The 20,252-nt window shown below is 52.2% G+C and carries 16 protein-coding genes; 12 read left to right on the forward strand and 4 right to left on the reverse strand.

Annotated features, from left to right (window positions below; genetic code table 11):
- Positions 1 to 90 precede the first annotated feature (90 nt).
- From pflB to ycaO, 3 genes are all read right to left on the reverse strand, one after another.
- Positions 91 to 2,373 (reverse strand): formate C-acetyltransferase, encoded by a 2,283-nt coding sequence (pflB, locus tag EHN07_RS07685; protein WP_124023588.1) that lies wholly within the window; start codon positions 2,371 to 2,373, stop codon positions 91 to 93.
- Positions 2,374 to 2,426: 53 nt separating this feature from the next.
- Positions 2,427 to 3,284 carry a formate transporter FocA gene (gene focA, locus EHN07_RS07690; protein WP_124023589.1) on the reverse strand — a complete coding sequence of 286 codons (858 nt, stop codon included), beginning with the start codon at positions 3,282 to 3,284 and terminating at the stop codon, positions 2,427 to 2,429.
- Between the two features lie 406 nt (positions 3,285 to 3,690).
- Complete coding sequence (gene ycaO, locus EHN07_RS07695) at positions 3,691 to 5,448, reverse strand: 30S ribosomal protein S12 methylthiotransferase accessory factor YcaO (RefSeq protein WP_124023590.1); 1,758 nt, start codon at positions 5,446 to 5,448, stop codon at positions 3,691 to 3,693.
- A 138-nt stretch (positions 5,449 to 5,586) separates the two neighbouring features.
- On the opposite strand from ycaO, the gene EHN07_RS07700 reads away from it, so the two are divergent.
- The 12 genes from EHN07_RS07700 to EHN07_RS07755 all read left to right on the forward strand — a co-directional run bounded on the left by EHN07_RS07700 (position 5,587) and on the right by EHN07_RS07755 (position 19,495).
- On the forward strand, positions 5,587 to 6,279 hold the full coding sequence (locus EHN07_RS07700; protein ID WP_124023591.1) for a DUF421 domain-containing protein: 693 nt from the start codon (positions 5,587 to 5,589) through the stop codon (positions 6,277 to 6,279).
- Between the two features lie 160 nt (positions 6,280 to 6,439).
- Positions 6,440 to 7,525, forward strand: coding sequence for a 3-phosphoserine/phosphohydroxythreonine transaminase (gene serC, locus EHN07_RS07705; RefSeq protein ID WP_124023592.1), 1,086 nt, complete (start codon positions 6,440 to 6,442; stop codon positions 7,523 to 7,525).
- A gap of 79 nt (positions 7,526 to 7,604) precedes the next feature.
- Positions 7,605 to 8,888 (forward strand): 3-phosphoshikimate 1-carboxyvinyltransferase, encoded by a 1,284-nt coding sequence (gene aroA / locus EHN07_RS07710; RefSeq protein WP_124023612.1) that lies wholly within the window; start codon positions 7,605 to 7,607, stop codon positions 8,886 to 8,888.
- 249 nt (positions 8,889 to 9,137) lie between these two features.
- Positions 9,138 to 9,824 (forward strand): (d)CMP kinase, encoded by a 687-nt coding sequence (cmk, locus tag EHN07_RS07715; RefSeq protein ID WP_124023593.1) that lies wholly within the window; start codon positions 9,138 to 9,140, stop codon positions 9,822 to 9,824.
- 195 nt (positions 9,825 to 10,019) lie between these two features.
- Complete coding sequence (gene rpsA, locus EHN07_RS07720) at positions 10,020 to 11,696, forward strand: 30S ribosomal protein S1 (protein WP_124023594.1); 1,677 nt, start codon at positions 10,020 to 10,022, stop codon at positions 11,694 to 11,696.
- Between the two features lie 88 nt (positions 11,697 to 11,784).
- Positions 11,785 to 12,072, forward strand: coding sequence for an integration host factor subunit beta (gene ihfB / locus EHN07_RS07725; RefSeq protein WP_034494322.1), 288 nt, complete (start codon positions 11,785 to 11,787; stop codon positions 12,070 to 12,072).
- A 203-nt stretch (positions 12,073 to 12,275) separates the two neighbouring features.
- Complete coding sequence (locus EHN07_RS07730) at positions 12,276 to 14,543, forward strand: ComEC family protein (protein ID WP_279630489.1); 2,268 nt, start codon at positions 12,276 to 12,278, stop codon at positions 14,541 to 14,543.
- Between the two features lie 37 nt (positions 14,544 to 14,580).
- Positions 14,581 to 16,329 (forward strand): lipid A ABC transporter ATP-binding protein/permease MsbA, encoded by a 1,749-nt coding sequence (gene msbA / locus EHN07_RS07735; RefSeq protein ID WP_124023595.1) that lies wholly within the window; start codon positions 14,581 to 14,583, stop codon positions 16,327 to 16,329.
- Entirely contained in the window at positions 16,326 to 17,309 is a 984-nt protein-coding gene (gene lpxK, locus EHN07_RS07740; protein WP_124023596.1) for a tetraacyldisaccharide 4'-kinase, read from the forward strand. Before msbA ends, lpxK begins: the two co-directional genes overlap by 4 nt.
- Positions 17,310 to 17,563: 254 nt before the next feature.
- Complete coding sequence (gene ycaR / locus EHN07_RS07745; RefSeq protein ID WP_124023597.1) at positions 17,564 to 17,746, forward strand: protein YcaR; 183 nt, start codon at positions 17,564 to 17,566, stop codon at positions 17,744 to 17,746.
- Positions 17,743 to 18,489 carry a 3-deoxy-manno-octulosonate cytidylyltransferase gene (gene kdsB / locus EHN07_RS07750; protein WP_124023598.1) on the forward strand — a complete coding sequence of 249 codons (747 nt, stop codon included), beginning with the start codon at positions 17,743 to 17,745 and terminating at the stop codon, positions 18,487 to 18,489. The genes ycaR and kdsB overlap by 4 nt, the downstream gene beginning before the upstream one ends.
- Positions 18,490 to 18,601: 112 nt before the next feature.
- Positions 18,602 to 19,495 (forward strand): YcbJ family phosphotransferase, encoded by an 894-nt coding sequence (locus tag EHN07_RS07755; protein ID WP_124023599.1) that lies wholly within the window; start codon positions 18,602 to 18,604, stop codon positions 19,493 to 19,495.
- Here EHN07_RS07755 and elyC read toward each other — a convergent pair.
- Positions 19,475 to 20,251, reverse strand: coding sequence for an envelope biogenesis factor ElyC (elyC, locus tag EHN07_RS07760; protein ID WP_124023600.1), 777 nt, complete (start codon positions 20,249 to 20,251; stop codon positions 19,475 to 19,477). The two genes, EHN07_RS07755 and elyC, sit on opposite strands and share 21 nt — an antisense overlap.
- Between the last annotated feature and the right edge of the window lies 1 nt (position 20,252).

A 20,252-nucleotide genomic window follows, 5' to 3' on the forward strand; every position in this document is an offset into this window, starting at 1 on the left:
AGCAGTTATCGTGCAAAACCGGTTCTGAGATAAGAAAAGGCCCCACCGAAGTGGAGCCTTTATTCTACGCCTTTTCAGACAAACCGTGAATTACATGGTTTGAGTGAAGGTACGGGTAATAACGTCCTGCTGCTGTTCTTTAGTCAGGGAGTTAAAACGTACCGCGTAACCAGATACACGAATGGTCAGCTGAGGATATTTCTCAGGGTTTTCCATCGCATCCAGCAGCATTTCACGGTTCATAACGTTCACGTTCAGGTGTTGGCCACCTTCGATGGACGCTTCGTGGTGGAAGTAACCATCCATCAGACCCGCGAGGTTAGTTTTACGCACTTCGTCGTCTTTACCCAGCGCGTTAGGAACGATAGAGAAGGTATAAGAGATACCATCTTTAGCGTAAGCAAACGGTAGTTTAGCAACGGAAGTCAGAGAGGCAACAGCACCTTTCTGGTCACGGCCGTGCATTGGGTTAGCACCTGGACCGAATGGCGCGCCAGCGCGACGACCGTCCGGGGTGTTACCGGTTTTCTTACCATAAACCACGTTAGAGGTGATGGTCAGAACGGACTGAGTCGGGATAGCGTTACGGTAAGTAGTCAGTTTCTGAATTTTCTTCATGAAACGTTCTACCAGGTCAACAGCGATGTCATCTACGCGAGAATCGTTGTTACCGAACTGCGGGTATTCGCCTTCGATTTCGAAGTCTACAGCCAGGCCGTCTTCGTCACGGATAGGTTTAACTTTCGCGTATTTGATTGCAGACAGGGAGTCAGCTGCAACAGACAGACCCGCGATACCACAAGCCATGGTGCGAACTACGTCACGGTCATGCAGAGCCATCAGGGACGCTTCGTAGCTGTACTTATCATGCATGTAGTGAATGATGTTCAGCGCGGTGACGTACTGTTTAGCCAGCCAGTCCATGAAGTGGTCCAGACGATCCAGAACGTTATCATAGTCCAGAACATCAGCCATGATTGGCGCTTCTTTAGGGCCGATCTGCAGTTTCAGTTTTTCATCAACGCCGCCGTTGATTGCATACAGCATGGTTTTCGCGAGGTTAGCACGAGCACCGAAGAACTGCATTTGCTTACCAACAACCATTGGGCTTACGCAGCATGCGATTGCGTAGTCATCGTTGTTAAAGTCAGGGCGCATCAGATCGTCGTTCTCGTATTGCAGAGAAGAGGTATCGATGGAAACTTTAGCCGCGTATTTCTTAAAGTTCAGTGGCAGTTTTTCAGACCACAGAATAGTAATGTTCGGCTCCGGAGACGGCCCCATGGTGTACAGGGTGTTCAGGAAACGGAAGCTGGATTTGGTAACCAGAGTACGGCCATCTACGCCCATACCGGCGATAGATTCTGTCGCCCAGATTGGGTCGCCAGAGAACAGCTCATCATACTCAGGGGTACGCAGGAAGCGAACCATACGCAGTTTCATGACCAGGTGGTCAATCATTTCCTGTGCTTCAAGCTCGGTGATTTTGCCCGCTTTCAGGTCACGTTCGATGTAAGCATCCAGGAAGGTGGATACGCGACCGAAGGACATTGCAGCGCCGTTCTGAGATTTAACCGCAGCCAGGTAGCCGAAGTAAGTCCACTGAATAGCTTCCTGAGCGTTTTTAGCCGGACCAGAGATATCGCAGCCGTATTTAGCCGCCATCTCTTTGATCTGACCCAGAGCGCGGTGCTGCTCGGAGATCTCTTCGCGCAGACGGATAGTTGCTTCCAGGTCTTCGCCGTTTTCCAGTTTGGTCTGCAGAGAGTTGAACTGAGCAAACTTGTCTTTCATCAGGAAGTCGATACCGTACAGCGCAACGCGACGGTAGTCACCGATGATACGACCACGGCCGTAAGCATCTGGCAGGCCAGTGATTACGCCTGATTTACGGCAGTTCAGGATGTCTTTGGTATAAACGTCAAACACACCCTGGTTGTGGGTTTTACGGTATTCGGTGAAGATCTTTTTCAGCATTGGGTCAAGTTCGCGACCGTATACTTTGCAAGAACCTTCAACCATTTTGATGCCACCGAACGGAATAATGGCACGTTTCAGTGGAGCATCAGTCTGCAAGCCCACGATAGTTTCGAGGGACTTGTTGATGTAACCAGCATCATGAGAGGTGATGGTGGAAGCGAGGTCAGTGTCGAAGTCAACAGGCGCGTGAGTGCGGTTTTCCTGTTTAACGCCTTCCATAACGCTGTCCCACAGAGTGGTAGTTGCTTCAGTAGCACCTGCCAGGAAGGACTCGTCACCCTCGTAAGGGGTGTAGTTTTTCTGAATAAAGTCACGCACGTTGACTTCATTCTGCCAGTCGCCTTTGGCAAAACCTTCCCAGGCTGTGGCTAACTTCTCATTAAGCTCGGACATTTAACACCTACCTTCTAATGTGGATTTCTTATTCCCTGAGCAATGGCAAGCACTTAGTGCTTATCGCCACCGCGCAGATAAATTACCCAGTACGTCAACCCAACCAGTAAACCACCGCCGATGATATTCCCGATAGTCACGGGGATTAAGTTATCAGTGATGAAGTTTAACACGGTTAAGTGTGTGAAATTGTCCGGAGACGACCCAACTGCGGTCCAGAATTCCGGGCTTGCAAAGTTGCGTACTACGATACCCAGAGGGATCATAAACATGTTTGCGATACTGTGCTCAAAACCACAGGCAACAAACATGGCGACCGGGAGGATCATAGCAAACATCTTGTCCATCAAACTGCGGCCGGAATAGCTCATCCAGACGGCCAGACAGACCATCAGGTTAGCCAGAATGCCGAGGCACACAGCTTCAATAAAGGTGTGATGCATTTTGTGGTCTGCGGTTTGAAGCACATTCAGACCCCAGGCACCGTTTGCTGTCATATACATGCCTGACAACCAGATCAACACCACGAATAGCAAGGCACCAATCAGGTTACCGAAGTAGACGTTAATCCAGTTCCTGGCTAGCTGACCCCAGGTGATACGCCCGCTGGCTTTTGCAACCACGATTAACACCGTAGAGGTGAAAAGGTCGGCGCCGCAGATAACACACAGGATAAGCCCTAAGGAGAAGCATGTGCCGCCAATCAGCTTTGCGATACCAAACGGAATGGTTGCAGTACCGGTGGTGGCGGTGATGTAAAAGACAAAGGCAATCGAGATGAACATCCCCGCGGTGATCGCTAAATAAAACGTGGTCAGCGGGTGTTTTGTTGCTTTATAGACGCCAGCGTCTTCGGCGACTTTCGCCATGGCAGCTGGGAGCAATAGATCAAAAGGGTTGTCAGCTTTCACACTAACTCTCTCTTATTTAATTCGGCGACGAGATACTAACAAAGCATTATAGAGTAAAATTTGATATGGATCATATCTCGCCAAGCTTATAGGCCTGAAAAAAGCAGGTATTTAGCTAATTTTCAGTTTAAATTATTGATTTAAATGATAAAAATAAATTTTAAATTTTATAATGTAATTTGATATTTAGTCTCGCTGCTCCTGTATCGGGTTAATTAGAATGGAGTATTTCAATAATTTGGCAACAACATTTATTATTTAAAATAACAATATTTCATCAATCTTTAATCATTGACCTACAAATGAAAGGATTGCGTCGCCAATAAATACACGGGGCAATAAAAATCGCCCCGTAATATAGCGTAAACCTTATGGTTTACACATCTTTACTCACGCTTTAATTTCGTTATTTCCAGAAAGCTGCTTTTGCGCGCTGCAGCTTTTCATAGGCGCTTAACAATGCCTGATGGGCAGGGAAGGCTTTCAGATCGCTATCGACAGCTTGCAAGCCATAGAATGGCGCTTCACCGCTCAGCGCAGCACTTGCCGCTTCAACCGTTTGCGCACCGTACATACGCATGAAGGCATTCAGGTACTGCAGCGGCTGGCGGTCTTCTTCCATCGCCAGCAGCAGCAAGGTTTGCAGGCAGCGGTAGTAGTTGGCGCGTTCAGCGCTGAAAATAGAGGCGTTGAACTCCATCGTCCATTCAGTCCAGATCAGCGCCTGTTCGGTGTCCCCCCCCGCCAGAGCCAGCATGGCCTTGAGCTCACCAATACGCAGCGTGTACCAGCCGTTGTCTTTACCGGTTGCCAGGCCCAGCAGCTCGCGCACGCGGGTAAAGTCATCATGGCCTTCTTCATCTAACTGAGAGATGAGATCCAGATAATCTTGCTTTTCCCACCCGCTTCCCGGCAAAGCCAGAATCGTATCGCGCAGGTGATAGCCCATGTTGTTATTGGCAAGCAGCAGATCTTCCGCAGGATAAATATCCGACATGCCCGGCACGATAATACGGCAGGCGTAGACATCCAGATGCTGGTAATCGGCGATATACACTTCTTGATCTTCTGCGTCAAAGATGGCCATCAAAGTGGCGAACTCTTCTTCGGTAGTACCGGAGAAGTTCCAGTCAACAAACGGATAGTCAGCATCCTGCTTGAACATATCCCAGGAGATAAGGCCGCTTGAGTCGATAAAGTGAGTTTCAAGGTTTGCATGCTCGGCGACTTCTTCATCGTCGAATGTGGGTGGCGTGAACACATCCAGATCTTTCAGGCCACGCCCTTGTAACAGCTCGGTCACCGTGCGTTCCAGCGCCACACCAAAATCAGGATGCGCGCCAAACGAGGCGAAACAGGTGCCATTTGCCGGGTTGAACAACACCACGCAGATAACCGGATATTTGCCGCCTAACGAGCCGTCGTAGGCAAAGATTGGGAAACCTTCCGCTTCAAGCGTGGCAATGGACTCAACCACGCCTGGGTATCGCGCCAGCACTTCCTGCGGAATTTCCGGCAGGCTGATGCTTTCAGCAATAATACGATTTTTAATGTGGCGTTCAAAAACTTCTGACAGCCCCTGCACGCGCGCTTCGTTTGCCGTATTGCCCGCGGACATCCCGTTGGAAACGTACAGGTTGCCGATGATATTCATCGGGATATAAACAGTTTCTTGATCGGACTGGCGGGTAAATGGCAGCGCACAGATACCGCGCTCTTCATTGCCCGACTGCAGGTCGATAAGCATGCCCGCAGTGACTTCGTTCTCAGGATCGTAGAATGCACGCAGGCGGTCATCGAGAATGCCTTCCGGCAGCTGCTCGTCTTCGGGAATGGGGAACCATTTCTCGTTTGGATAATGCACAAACGGGCCATTGGCGAGGGTTTTGCCCAGCCAGAAATCAGCAAAGAAATAGTTTGTCGACAGACGTTCGAAATACTCACCCAGAGCAGAGGCCAGTGCCGCTTTTTTGGTCGCCCCTTTACCATTGGTAAAGCACAGCGCGCTGTCTTTATCACGGATATGCACCGACCAGACGTTAGGGACCGGATTTAACCAGGAAGCTTCTTCTATATTAAAGCCAAGGTCGGCAAGCTTAGTCTGGAAGCGAGCGATGGAGTCTTCCAGTGCGGCATCTTTGCCAGGAATAAAGGTTTGAGTCATGAGGTTTCACTTTTGTCGTACGCAAAGCGCGCAATGATACGGGTTTTAGCACACTGACGCCATTGTCAGCAGCAAGCAGGCGGCAATAGCATAACAGGCTATGCTTACTGTCAGTAACCTACTGTTATGGCGGTGTAAATGAAGAGCTTTGATTTAAAACGTATGGCGTTTGACGAAATGCCCCCTGACTTCTTATTAGAAGTCGCCATTCGCAGCGTTTATACCTTTATTCTTGTCTTTCTGTTCTTAAAAATTACCGGGCGACGTGGCGTACGTCAGATGTCGCTGTTTGAAGTGTTAATTATCCTGACCCTTGGCTCGGCTGCCGGTGATGTGGCGTTTTATCACGATGTTCCGATGCTGCCGGTGCTGGTGGTGTTTATTACCCTGGCCGCTTTGTATCGTCTGGTGATGTGGTTAATGAGCCACAGCGAAAAGCTGGAAGATCTGTTTGAAGGGAAACCTGCGATCGTTATTAAAGACGGCGAGTTTGCCTGGGAAAAAATGAAAGCCCAGAATATGACCGAATTCGAGTTCTTTATGGAGCTGCGCCTGCGCGGGGTGGAGCACCTGGGGCAGGTGCGTCTGGCGATACTCGAAACCAATGGTCAGATCAGCGTCTATTTCTACCCGGACGATCGGGTCCGGCCCGGTTTGTCGATCCTGCCGCAATATTGCAACGAACGCTTTGAGGTGATCCCTGAAAAGGGGGATTACGCCTGCATCCGCTGTAGTGAAGTGCTGGCGTTTAATGCGGGAACAAAAGCCGTATGCCCGCGCTGTAAACGTCAACAGTGGGTTAAAGCCAGTACCGCTAAGCGCGTGACCTGACGAGCATATATCGCGCATTTCATTCAGCGGCTGGTTGATTGTGTTGCGTGATTTTGCGCACATTACCTCGCGACATCTGATTAACCGTTGCAGCCTCAGCATCTGAGTGATAAAACCGATAGCGTGATAAAACTTAATGCTCTAAGCGTGGTGAGGGGAAATGACTCAGGTATACAATTTTAGTTCTGGCCCGGCAATGCTGCCGGCTGACGTGCTTCGTCGTGCGCAACATGAGCTCTGCGACTGGCAGGGGTTGGGCACCTCCGTAATGGAGATCAGCCACCGCAGTAAAGAGTTTATTCAGGTTGCTGTTGAAGCAGAACAAGATTTTCGCGATCTGCTGCAAATCCCCTCGAACTACAAAGTTTTATTCTGCCACGGCGGCGGCCGCGGCCAGTTTGCTGGCGTCCCATTAAACCTGCTGGGTGATAAAACCACGGCGGACTACGTTGATGGGGGATACTGGGCAAGCAGCGCGGTAAAAGAAGCCCATAAATACTGCACGCCAAACGTTATTGATGCCAAAGTAACCGTGGATGGCCTGCGCGCCATCAAGCCGATGAGCGAGTGGCAAGTTTCTGAAAATAGCGCTTATCTGCATTTCTGCCCAAATGAGACCATTGACGGCATCGCTATTCATGAAACGCCAGACTTTGGCGATGCGGTTGTTGTCGCTGACTACTCATCTTCTATTTTGTCGCATCCGATGGATGTTAGCCGCTTTGGCGTCATTTACGCTGGTGCGCAAAAGAATATCGGCCCGGCGGGTCTGACGTTGGTCATCGTGCGTGAAGATTTGCTCGGCAAGGCGCATAAAGCGTGCCCGTCAATTCTTGATTACAGCGTGCTTAATGAAAATGATTCCATGTTTAACACCCCACCCACGTTCGCCTGGTATCTGTCAGGTCTGGTGTTTAAATGGCTGAAAGAGCAGGGCGGCGTAGAAGCCATGGATAAAATTAACCGGGCGAAAGCTGAACTGTTGTACGGAGTCATCGATAACAGCGAGTTCTATCGTAACGATGTTGCTCCGGCTAACCGTTCACGCATGAACGTCCCGTTCCAGCTGGCTGATAGCGCGCTGGATAAAGTGTTCCTTGAAGAGTCCTTTGCTGCAGGTCTGCATGCGCTGAAAGGTCACCGCGTAGTTGGTGGAATGCGCGCGTCGATTTACAACGCCATGCCGCTTGAAGGCGTTAAAGCATTAACCCACTTTATGGTCGATTTCGAACGTCGCCACGGTTAATTGCTGTGAGTTGTGATATCCCCGCGACATGCTTCGCGGGGTTTTTATTCTGTTTCGAGTTGAGAGTATTTTCCCCATGCTGGAATCCCTGACGTTACAACCTGTCGCCCTTGTCGACGGCACAATTAATCTTCCTGGTTCAAAAAGTGTGTCTAACCGCGCCCTGCTACTGGCAGCGCTGGCGCATGGCACGACTGAGCTGACTAATTTGCTCGATAGTGACGACGTGCGTCATATGCTTAATGCGCTGAAGGCGCTGGGAGTCAGCTATACGCTCTCCGCCGATCGCACTCGTTGCGAAGTGACCGGCATGGGCGGCCCGCTGCGGGCTGCGGGCGAGCTGGAGCTATTCCTCGGCAATGCGGGAACGGCGATGCGTCCGCTGGCGGCGGCTTTGTGTCTGGGGAGCAACAATATTGTGCTAACCGGCGAGCCGCGTATGAAAGAGCGCCCAATCGGCCATCTGGTTGATGCTTTACGTCAGGGCGGCGCGCAGATTGACTATCTGGAGCAGGAAAACTACCCGCCTTTGCGTTTACGGGGTGGGTTTAGCGGCGGCCAGGTGACCGTTGACGGCAGCGTTTCCAGCCAGTTCCTGACGGCGCTGCTAATGACGGCGCCGCTGGCTGCAAATGACACCGAAATCACCATTAAAGGTGAGCTGGTATCAAAACCCTATATTGATATCACTTTGCACCTGATGAAAACCTTTGGTGTGGCAGTGGAAAACCGTGAGTACCGCAGTTTTGTTATTCGCGGCGGGCAGCAATACACCTCACCGGGGGCTTATCTGGTAGAAGGCGATGCCTCTTCTGCCTCTTACTTCCTCGCGGCCGGCGCGATCAAAGGCGGCACGGTCAAAGTAACCGGTATCGGGCGCAACAGCGTACAGGGCGATATTCGCTTTGCCGATGTGCTGGAAAAAATGGGGGCGAAAGTCACCTGGGGTGAGGACTTCATTGCTTGTGAACGCGGCGAACTCAACGCCATTGATATGGATATGAACCATATCCCTGATGCGGCAATGACTATCGCAACGGCCGCGCTATTTGCCCGGGGAACCACCACGCTGCGCAATATTTATAACTGGCGTGTAAAAGAGACTGACCGCCTGAGCGCAATGGCGACAGAATTGCGTAAAGTGGGCGCTGTGGTGGAGGAGGGGGAAGATTATATTACCGTCACGCCGCCTGCTCAGCTGCAGGTGGCTGAAATTGGCACCTATAACGATCACCGTATGGCGATGTGCTTCTCGCTGGTGGCGTTGTCAGACACGCCGGTCACTATCCTCGATCCGAAATGTACCGCGAAAACTTTCCCGGACTATTTCGAACAATTAGCGCGCATTAGCACGCTCGCATAACGCTCTGAATTTGCTCCGGTTGCATTGTGTGCCGGGGCAAACTTTCATGCCCGTCCTCTGCTGATAGCCCTGACTCCCTCCGCCATTACGACTCTTTTCTGCGCTCTTTTACGCAAGTTGCGCAATTCTTCTACACTCAGCTTTATTAACGACGATAATTGGCAGGAAAGGTAACGGTCAGGATTCTGGCAGCGTATAATATGCGGCGTTGATATTTCAGGTCCGCAAATCCAGCGAGAGGAGAGTACGATGACGGCACCCGCCCCGGTAATAACGATTGATGGTCCAAGCGGCGCAGGCAAAGGTACGCTGTGTAAGGCTATGGCGGAAGCGCTGCAATGGCATCTGCTTGATTCCGGTGCTATTTATCGGGTTCTGGCACTGGCGGCCCTGCATCACCAGGTGGATGTGGCATCCGAAGATGCGCTGGTTCCGCTGGCCGCTCACCTTGATGTGCGCTTTGTTGCCAACAATGGAAATCTGGAAGTGATCCTGGAAGGCGAAGACGTGAGCGCGGAAATTCGGACTCAGGAAGTTGCCAACGCTGCTTCTCAAGTCGCTGCTTTCCCGCGTGTCCGCGAAGCCTTGTTGCGTCGCCAGCGCGCTTTCAGAGAAGCACCCGGTCTGATTGCTGATGGCCGTGATATGGGGACGGTTGTTTTCCCTGACGCCCCGGTAAAAATCTTCCTTGACGCCTCATCTGAAGAGCGCGCTCACCGGCGTATGCTACAGTTGCAGGAGAAGGGCTTTAGTGTTAACTTTGAGCGCCTTTTGGCAGAAATAAAAGAACGTGATGACCGTGACCGTAACCGCGCAGTAGCGCCGTTAGTGCCAGCCGCAGATGCGCTGGTGCTGGACTCCACCAGCATGTCCATTGAGGAAGTCATCAAACAAGCGCTGACGTACGCGCAGAAAATTTTAACGCCAGCGCAATAGCGAATAGCGCGCTGGTGTCTGTTTTGTCATATTTGTCATGATATTGCCATAGTGGTATCCTGACATATCGGGTAGTTTTTTACCCCTGTAACCTAAACCCTGTCGGCATGGAGCCAATGGCGGGGTATGTGAAACAACCCCATTCGGCGGGATGCTAAATGGACGTTAAACTAAAGAACCTTGAAGATTAACAACATGACTGAATCTTTCGCTCAACTCTTTGAAGAATCCCTGAAAACAATCGAAACCCGTCCGGGTTCCATCGTTCGTGGCGTAGTCGTTGCTATCGACAAAGATATCGTACTGGTTGACGCCGGTCTGAAATCTGAGTCTGCAATTCCTGTAGAGCAGTTTAAAAATGCTGCTGGCGAACTGGAAATCCAGGTTGGTGACGAAGTTGATGTTGCTCTGGACGCTGTTGAAGATGGCTTTGGCGAAACTCTGCTGTCCCGTGAAAAAGCTAAGCGTCACGAAGCCTGGATCACGCTGGAAAAAGCTTACGAAGAAGCTGAGACTGTGGTCGGTATCATCAACGGCAAAGTTAAGGGTGGCTTCACTGTAGAGCTGAACGGTATTCGTGCGTTCCTGCCAGGTTCACTGGTAGATGTTCGTCCGGTACGTGACACTCTGCACCTGGAAGGCAAAGAGCTTGAGTTCAAAGTCATCAAGCTGGACCAGAAGCGTAACAACGTTGTTGTTTCTCGTCGTGCAGTTATCGAATCCGAAAACAGCGCAGAACGCGATCAACTGCTGGAAAACCTGCAAGAAGGCATGGAAGTTAAAGGTATCGTTAAGAACCTTACTGACTACGGTGCATTCGTTGATCTGGGCGGCGTTGACGGCCTGCTGCACATCACTGATATGGCATGGAAACGCGTTAAGCATCCAAGCGAAATCGTGAATGTTGGCGATGAAATTACCGTTAAAGTACTGAAGTTCGACCGTGAGCGTACTCGTGTGTCTCTGGGTCTGAAACAGCTGGGCGAAGATCCATGGGTCGCTATCGCTAAGCGTTATCCAGAAGGTACCAAACTGACTGGTCGCGTGACTAACCTGACTGATTACGGCTGCTTCGTAGAAATCGAAGAAGGCGTTGAAGGCCTGGTTCACGTTTCCGAAATGGATTGGACCAACAAAAACATCCACCCATCCAAAGTTGTTAACGTTGGTGATGTCGTGGAAGTGATGGTTCTGGATATCGACGAAGAACGTCGTCGTATCTCCCTGGGTCTGAAGCAGTGCAAATCTAACCCATGGCAGCTGTTCGCTGAAACCCACAACAAGGGCGACCGCGTTGAAGGTAAAATCAAGTCAATCACTGACTTCGGTATCTTCATCGGCCTGGACGGTGGCATCGACGGCCTGGTTCACCTGTCTGATATCTCCTGGAACGTTACAGGCGAAGAAGCAGTTCGTGAATACAAGAAAGGCGACGAAATCGCGGCTGTGGTTCTGCAGGTTGACGCAGAGCGTGAGCGTATCTCCCTGGGTGTTAAACAACTCGCAGAAGATCCGTTCAACAACTACGTTGCACTGAACAAGAAAGGTACTATCGTTACTGGTAAAGTAACAGCAGTTGACGCGAAAGGTGCTACAGTTGAATTAGCAGATGGCGTAGAAGGCTACCTGCGTGCTTCTGAAGCTTCCCGTGACCGCGTTGAAGATGCAACTCTGGTTCTGAGCGTAGGCGACGACGTTGAAGCTAAATTCACCGGCGTTGACCGTAAAAACCGTGTTGTAAGCCTGTCTGTTCGTGCTAAGGACGAAGCTGACGAGAAAGATGCAATCGCTACTGTTAACAACAAACAGGAAGATGCACCGAACTTCTCTAACGCAATGGCTGAAGCATTTAAAGCAGCTAAAGGCGAGTAATCGTCTGAGCACTAAATCAGGGCGGCTACGGCCGCCCTTGTTCGATAGATAGCGGTAAGCTATTTTCCTGAAGGAAACCGGAGGAATCATGACCAAGTCAGAATTAATAGAAAGACTGGCAACTTCGCAATCTCACATCCCGGCCAAAGCCGTAGAAGATGCAGTAAAAGAGATGCTGGAGCATATGGCCTCTACTCTCGCCCAGGGTGAGCGTATTGAAATCCGGGGTTTCGGCAGCTTTTCCTTACACTATCGCGCACCTCGCACCGGACGTAACCCAAAAACTGGCGATAAAGTGGATCTGGAAGGTAAATACGTTCCACACTTTAAACCAGGTAAAGAGTTGCGTGACCGCGCCAACATTTACGGCAACTAAGTCTGCGGATTTAGTGGTTAAGAACGGTGCCCGCGGGTGCCGTTTTTTTATGGGTAAATTTTGTCGTTCCGGGACGAGTCGCAAAGCTATGCCGCATACTTCCACGCCCCCTAAAATCTCAGGAACCTTTCTCGCAGTAGCCGCAAGCCCCGGCTGATCCCCACGACGTGATCCCGCAGACTTCCTGCAACAAGGAGGTGGTCGTGGGGAACCTTATCGCATACTGTTTCAGCGCCATTATTGGCATCATACCGCTGCTGTGGCTGCCGACCATGCCACCGCTAGCAGCGATGGCAACATTGTTGGTTGCCGCGCCGTGCGTTGCACTCGTTAATTATCCATTCACCCGCTATGTCGCGCTGGGCTTGCTGAGCTGTTGCTGGGCCCTCTTTTGCGCCAGACAATCCCTGATGCCCGTTGAAGAATGGACGGGTAAACCCATAGTGATTGAAGCCATTATTGAGCGCAGCGACGGCGTACAACAACATGAGCTGCGGATGGTCGCGGCTGCGGGAAAAATCATTTTTCCCGCGGTGGGCATCAGGGTTCAGAAGGGCTACTTTCCTGATAGCCTTTGCGTCGGGCAACGCTGGCGCATGAAAGTTTATCTTCGGCCGGTTCATGGGCTGCTTAATGAAGGCGGCTTTGACAGCCAGCGTTATGCTCTCGCACAGCACCGGCCATTAACCGCGCGCATTATTTCAGCTCAGCGTATCACGCAGCAGTGTAGCTTGCGTGCCCGATGGCTTGCTGCGGTGGCAACGGCGACGCAATCATTGCCCTATCAGGGCGTTATTCTGGCACTGGCTTTCGGTGAGCGCTCCGGGGTTAGCGATGAGCAGAAAAACTTACTGCGCCAGAGCGGTACCGCGCACCTGATGGCGATTTCCGGGATGCATATTTCACTGGCCGCCATGGTTGGCTGGCTAATCGCGCGCGCACTGCAGCTGCTGTTGCCTGCGCACCTGATTCACTTTCGCATGCCGTTGCTGGCCAGCGTTTTTGCCGCCGGTATTTATACCTGGCTTGCCGGGGGGAATCCTCCCGCCGTGAGGGCATTGATTGGTGTGATTATCTGGCTAGTGCTGCGGTTACAGGGCAGGAATTGGTCAGGCTGGGAGATGTGGTTATGCTGTATCACTGGCATTCTGATTTACGATCCGCTAACGGTTTTATCCGATAGTTTTTGGCTATCGGCACTGGCTGTTGCGGCGCTGATCTTCTGGTATCAATGGATGCCACTCCCGCGCTGTGTTGCGCAAGCTAACGAGTTTTATCGTTATCCGCTGGCGCTCCTGCACCTGCAAACTGGCATGATGATTTTATTAATGCCGTTACAAATATTTATCTTTCACGGCATCAGTCTTAGCGCCCTGCTGGCAAATTTAATCGCGGTGCCGCTGATCTCATTGGTGGTTGTCCCGCTGTTATTAGCGGGGCTGGTTTTTACCAGCATTCCGTGGGCAGGAGGGTATCTGTGGTGGGGCGTTGACCGTCTGCTGGCACTTCTTTTTACCGCATTATCGTTGCTACCCGATGGCTGGCTGTCCGTTGGTCAACGCTTTCAGGCTCTTAGCCTGAGCGGCTGGCTTATCGTCATTATCTATCGTTTATCGCTGTGGCGCAGCTCCTGGGCTTCAGCTATGGTGCTGCTTTTGTCGTTGTTTGTTTCCATCAGGCCTGAGAAAAAAGAGGGCGCATGGCAAATCACCATGCTGGACGTTGGGCATGGGCTGGCGATGGCGTTTATCCGTGAGGGGAAAGTGTTTTTGTATGACACCGGCAATGCCTGGCCGGGTGGCGATGTGGCGCAGCAAATTATTATTCCGTGGCTGCGCTGGCACCACTTAACGCTTGAGCAAATAGTCATTAGCCATGAACATCTTGACCATCGCGGCGGTTTACCCGCGCTGCAACGTGAATGGCCAGCGGTGACTATTCGTAGCGCATTGCGCTGGGAAGGGCATCAACCCTGCTTTATGGGGCAGCAATGGGAATGGCAAAAATTGCAATTTACCGTGCTTTGGCCTCCGGGCGAGCGGGTGATGACGGGGAATAACGGCTCGTGCGTAATCATGGTCAGCGATGGGCATTTTCGCATTTTACTGACCGGCGATCTGGAAGCTGAAGCGGAATTGGCTATGCTCAAGAGGCGATGGGATCTCTTAGCTGCTGATATTATTCAGGTGCCCCATCACGGTAGCCGGACCTCTTCCACCGCGCCGCTGCTACGAGCGGTGGCGGGAAGGGCCGCGCTGGCATCAACATCGCGTTATAACGCCTGGCGCTTACCCTCCGCTAAAGTGGTTAAACGCTATCAGTCGCAGGGGTACATGTGGTACGACACTGCGCAATCGGGCCAGCTCACTATTGAGATAAATAGTGATAAATGGCAAATCAACAGCTTCAGAGCGCAAATTTCACCCCGTTGGTATCATCAGTGGTTTGGTGTATCCCGGGATAATGGGTAGAATATGCGGCTATTTCATCACATGCTGGTTCGACTTAATGCAGAACGATAAAGATCTCTCCACATTGCAGACCTTCCGCCGCCTGTGGCCGATGATTGCGCCTTTTAAAGCAGGTCTGATCGTGGCTGGGATTGCGTTAATCCTCAACGCAGCCAGCGATACCTTTATGCTATCGCTGCTCAAACCGTTACTGGATGATGGTTTTGGTAAAACGGATAAATCCGTTTTGTTATGGATGCCGCTGGTGGTCATCGGGCTTATGGTGATGCGCGGTATCACCAGTTATGTTTCAAGCTACTGCATCTCCTGGGTTTCCGGGCAGGTGGTCATGAACATGCGTCGCCGCTTGTTCAGCCATATGATGGGGATGCCGGTTGCCTTCTTCGACCAACAATCCACCGGGACGCTGCTGTCTCGTATTACCTATGATTCAGAACAGGTGGCTTCCTCGTCCTCCGGCGCGCTGATTACCGTGGTGCGTGAAGGGGCTTCGATTATCGGCCTGTTTGTACTGATGTTCTGGTACAGCTGGCAGCTGTCGTTAATTCTGATTGTGCTGGCACCGATCGTCTCCTTTGCGATTCGCTTAGTCTCCAAACGCTTCCGTAATATCAGCAAAAACATGCAAAACACCATGGGGCAGGTGACGACCAGCGCGGAGCAGATGCTCAAAGGCCATAAAGAAGTGCTGATCTTTGGCGGCCAGCAGGTGGAAACTGAACGCTTTAACAACGTCAGTAACCGTATGCGTCGCCAGGGAATGAAACTGGTATCGGCATCTTCGATTTCTGACCCCATTATTCAGCTGATTGCTTCGCTGGCGCTGGCTTTCGTGATTTACGCGGCAAGCTTCCCGAGCGTGATGGAAACATTGACCGCCGGTACTATTACCGTGGTGTTTTCCTCCATGATCGCGCTGATGCGCCCGCTAAAATCGCTGACTAACGTTAACGCCCAGTTCCAGCGCGGCATGGCGGCCTGTCAGACGCTGTTCTCAATCCTCGATTCTGAGCAAGAGAAAGACGAAGGCAAGCAGGTGATTGAGCGTGCGAAAGGTGATGTTGAATTCCGTGACGTGACCTTTACCTACCCAGGACGCGAAATACCCGCTTTACGCAATATCAACCTGAACATTCCTGCCGGTAAGACCGTGGCTCTGGTTGGGCGTTCTGGCTCGGGTAAATCCACCATCGCCAGCCTGATGACGCGTTTTTACGATATCCAGGAAGGTAACATTACCATTGATGGGGTGGATATCCGCGAATACACCTTATCTTCGCTACGTAACCAGGTTGCCCTTGTTTCCCAGAACGTTCACCTGTTTAACGATACCATTGCCAACAACATCGCCTATGCGCGTGCCGACCAGTACAGCCGCGAGGATATCGAAAAAGCCGCGCGTATGGCTTATGCCATGGACTTCATCAATAAAATGGAGAATGGCCTGGATACCGTTATTGGGGAAAATGGCGTGCTGCTCTCGGGGGGCCAGCGTCAGCGTATCGCCATCGCCCGCGCCTTATTGCGCGATAGCCCAATTCTGATCCTTGATGAGGCGACCTCCGCTCTGGATACCGAATCTGAACGTGCTATTCAGGCAGCCCTTGATGAGCTGCAAAAAAACCGGACTTCACTGGTTATTGCCCACCGCTTATCCACTATTGAGCAGGCAGATGAAATCGTGGTGGTGGAAGATGGGCGAATCGTGGAGCGTGGCCCTCATGCAGAGCTTATCGAGCATCGTGGGGTTTATGCCCAGCTGCACCGGATGCAATTCGGTTCATGATAGAACGCATCTGGTCGGGAAAATCGACCCTCTATCTTCTGCTATTGCCGCTCTCCTGGCTGTATGGCCTGGTGAGCGGCGCTATTCGCCTGGCCTATCGTTCAGGCCTTAAAAAAGCCTGGCGCGCGCCGGTGCCGGTGGTGGTGGTGGGCAACCTGACCGCCGGCGGTAACGGAAAAACACCGGTGGTTATCTGGCTGGTGGAACAGCTCCAGCAGCGCGGCGTTCGCGTCGGCGTGGTCTCTCGTGGTTATGGCGGGAAATCCGAACGCTATCCGCTATTGCTCGATCAAAATACCGCGACTCATCAGGCAGGAGATGAGCCGGTTCTTATCTACCAGCGCACTGGTGTTGCCGTAGCCGTGGCACCGCGCAGAAGCGATGCGGTACAAATGCTGGTTGAGCAAGTTCAGCCGCAGTTGATTATCACCGATGATGGCCTGCAGCATTATGCCCTGGCGCGGGATAAAGAAATTGTGGTGGTTGACGGCGTCAGACGCTTTGGTAACGGCTGGTGGCTTCCCGCCGGCCCGATGCGCGAACGAGCAGGGCGCCTTGCTTGCGTTGACGCGGTTATTACCAATGGGGGTAACGCGAAACCTGGCGAGATAGCCATGAGGCTACATCCCGGTGAAGCGGTTAATCTGCTAACGGGAGAACGCCGTTCGGTACAGACCCTTGAAAACGTCGTTGCTATGGCGGGAATCGGCCATCCACCGCGTTTTTTCGCCACCCTGCAACAATGCGGCGTGGCTCCGGTTCAGACTATCGCTCTGGCAGACCACCAGGTATTAACCGAGCATGATGTCGTAAAATTAGTTCAGCCGGGGCAAACCTTACTGATGACGGAAAAAGATGCCGTGAAATGCCGTGGGTTTGCCGCAGGTCATGAGAACTGGTGGTATCTGCCGGTTGATGCGCATCTTTCACAGCCTCAGGCCGATGAATTATTGCAGTCACTATTGGCGCTGGTGCGATAAAGGGATCGGGTTTACTGCTTAAAACTCGCTGCTGCAAATCGACACTATTAATATTGTTGCCCGTCGCGTCTATCTTGTTCTGTTTAGCCGCTTAGGTCACTACCCGCAAAAGTGGCAGGATGCAGCCTTGATTCGCCCCGGAAATATTTCCGTCCAGCCAGCCTCATCATGAGAGGATGGCGGGGAAATTAGCCCGGCGAATGCGCGAGTTATGTTATCCTCCTGCCTTTGATGGCAGCCATTCTGGAGTAACCATGGATCATCGATTACTTGAAATCATCGCTTGCCCGGTTTGTCACGGCAAGCTCTATTTTAATCAGGAAAAGCAGGAGCTTATCTGCAAACCTGACCATCTGGCGTTTCCTCTGCGCGAGGGGATCCCCGTGCTGCTGGAGAGCGAAGCCCGAGTCCTGACATCTGACGAGAAAAATCCATGAGTTTTGTGGCCATAATTCCTGCTCGCTACGCCTCAACGCGCTTACCGGGCAAACCGCTTAAAGATATCAATGGTAAACCGATGGTGGTGCACGTAATGGAACGCGCGCGTGAATCGGGCGCTGAACGCATTATTGTGGCAACCGACCATGAAGACGTGGCGCGTGCGGTGGAAGCGGCTGGCGGTGAAGTTTGTATGACCCGAGCCGATCACCAGTCCGGTACTGAGCGCCTTGCGGAAGTTATCGAAAAATGTGGTTTTAGCGATGATACCGTGATCGTCAACGTGCAGGGCGATGAGCCGATGATCCCACCGGCTATCATCAGCCAGGTCGCCCGCAATCTGGCAAACAGCCAGGCGGGCATGGCGACGCTGGCGGTGCCCATCGACTCTGCCGAAGAGGCATTTAACCCAAATGCCGTCAAAGTGGTGATGGATGCGCAGGGGTACGCGCTCTATTTCTCCCGTGCGACCATTCCATGGGACAGGGACCGCTTTGCACAGTCGCGTGAAAAGATTGGCGATTCGCTTTTACGCCACATCGGCATCTACGGCTATCGCGCCGGTTTTATCCGTCGTTACGTGACCTGGGAGCCAAGCCAGCTTGAGCAAATCGAAATGCTCGAACAGCTGCGCGTATTGTGGAACGGTGAAAAAATCCATGTCGCCGTCGCGAAAGAGATCCCGAGTATTGGCGTGGATACGCCAGAAGATTTGCAGCGCGTGCGCCAGGCGATGCTTTAAGCGTCAGCTGCCCACGTTTAGCGTAAAAAACCGGCATATTGATCTCAGGAGATGACATCCCGCATCCGCAGGCTCATTATTAAAACACCAGTGTTACAAGGGGTAATGAGCCATGGAATTGCTACGTAAGGAGTTGAGCCATCTGCTGGGTGAAAGACTAAGCCGGATTGAGTGCATCAATGAACAGCCAAACAGCGCTTTATGGTCGCTGTATGACAGCGACGGAAAGGCGATGTCGTTGCTGGCGAAAAGTTTCAGCACGCCGGGGATCGCCGCACAGCTCGCGTGGAAAATCTCGATGCTGGCACGCTACGGTACGGTGCGTATGCCGGTGGTCTATGGGGTGGTCACTCATGATGATACGCCAGGGCCGGATGTGCTGTTAATGGAGCGCCTGCGCGGCGTTCCGGTGGAGGCCCCAACCCGAACTCCCGATCGTTGGGAGCATCTTAAAGATCAAATTGTTGAAGGGCTCCTCGGCTGGCATCGCGTTGACAGTCGGGGCTGCGTCGGGAATGTCGACAGTACCCAGGAAAATATCTGGCCGTCATGGTATCGGCAGCGCGTCGAAACGCTGTGGGCCACCGTCAATCAATATCCCAACAGTGGCCTGACCATGCAGGACAGGCGCATTCTGTTTCGCAGCCGGGAATGTTTGCCGCGCCTGTTCGAAGACTTTAACGACAACTGTGTGCTGGTGCACGGCAACTTTACCCTCAGCAGCATGTTGAAAGATGCGCGCAGCGATCAGCTGCTGGCGATGCTCAATCCTGGCATGACGCTTTGGGCCCCGCGTGAATATGACATTTTTCGCTTGTATGAAGCGGGGCAGTCGGAAAGCCTGTTGTGGCATTACCTGCAACGCGCGCCGGTTGCGGAGTCCTTCCTGTGGCGGCGCTGGCTGTATGTGCTTTGGGATGGGGTAGCGCAGCTGTTACAGACGGGCCGGTTGAATCGACCCGCCTTTGATATGGCGGCGAAAAACTTACTTCCCTGGATCGCCTGACGGCCCTTTCAGCCACTGCCAGAAGCGGCCAAGCATTTCGTAACTGACGCGCTCGCTGTGCATCAACCAGACCGGTGATGGAATGATGCGCTCCCAGGGATTCAGCGGTGATTCAATGGCCAGTTGGTTAGCTGGTGCAGGAATAGGGTGCAAACCGGCATTGCGGAAGAAAATCATCGCCCGTGGTAGATGGGAAGCGGAAGTCACTAATAAGAATGGCTGTTGCCCGATGGCTTTCGCCACTGCCGCCGCTTCTTCTTCGGTATCTTTTGGTTCATCCAGCGTGACGATTTGGGAGCGAGGCACGCCTAAGCTCTCCGCAACACGCGCCCCGGCTTCTGCGGTACTCACCGGATTGGTCATCGCTCGTGCCCCCGTGAAAATTAGCGTCGAACCAGGATTTGCCTGCCATAAACGCACGCCTTCGGTCAGGCGGGGCAAACTATTATTGATAAGATTGGAACTCGGCGCCCATTTTGGGTTCCACGTATAGCCGCCGCCTAAAACCACGATGTAGTCCACTTTCTCGCGGCCGTGCCAGGTCGGGTAACTATTTTCAACAGGTTTAAGCATTTTATCGGCGACCGGCTGTAGGCTAAGCAGCAGCAAAACTAACCAGCTCAAGCTTAATAGCGCTTTGGCACTTTTTTGCCAGCGGGTGAACCACAGTAAGCCAAGCGCCACGCCCATCATCAATAATAAAAAAGGTAAGGGCAGTAGCAGCCCACCGATAAATTTTTTCAGGATAAAAAGCATC

This window comes from Buttiauxella warmboldiae, from assembly GCF_003818135.1.
GTDB lineage: Bacteria > Pseudomonadota > Gammaproteobacteria > Enterobacterales > Enterobacteriaceae > Buttiauxella > Buttiauxella warmboldiae.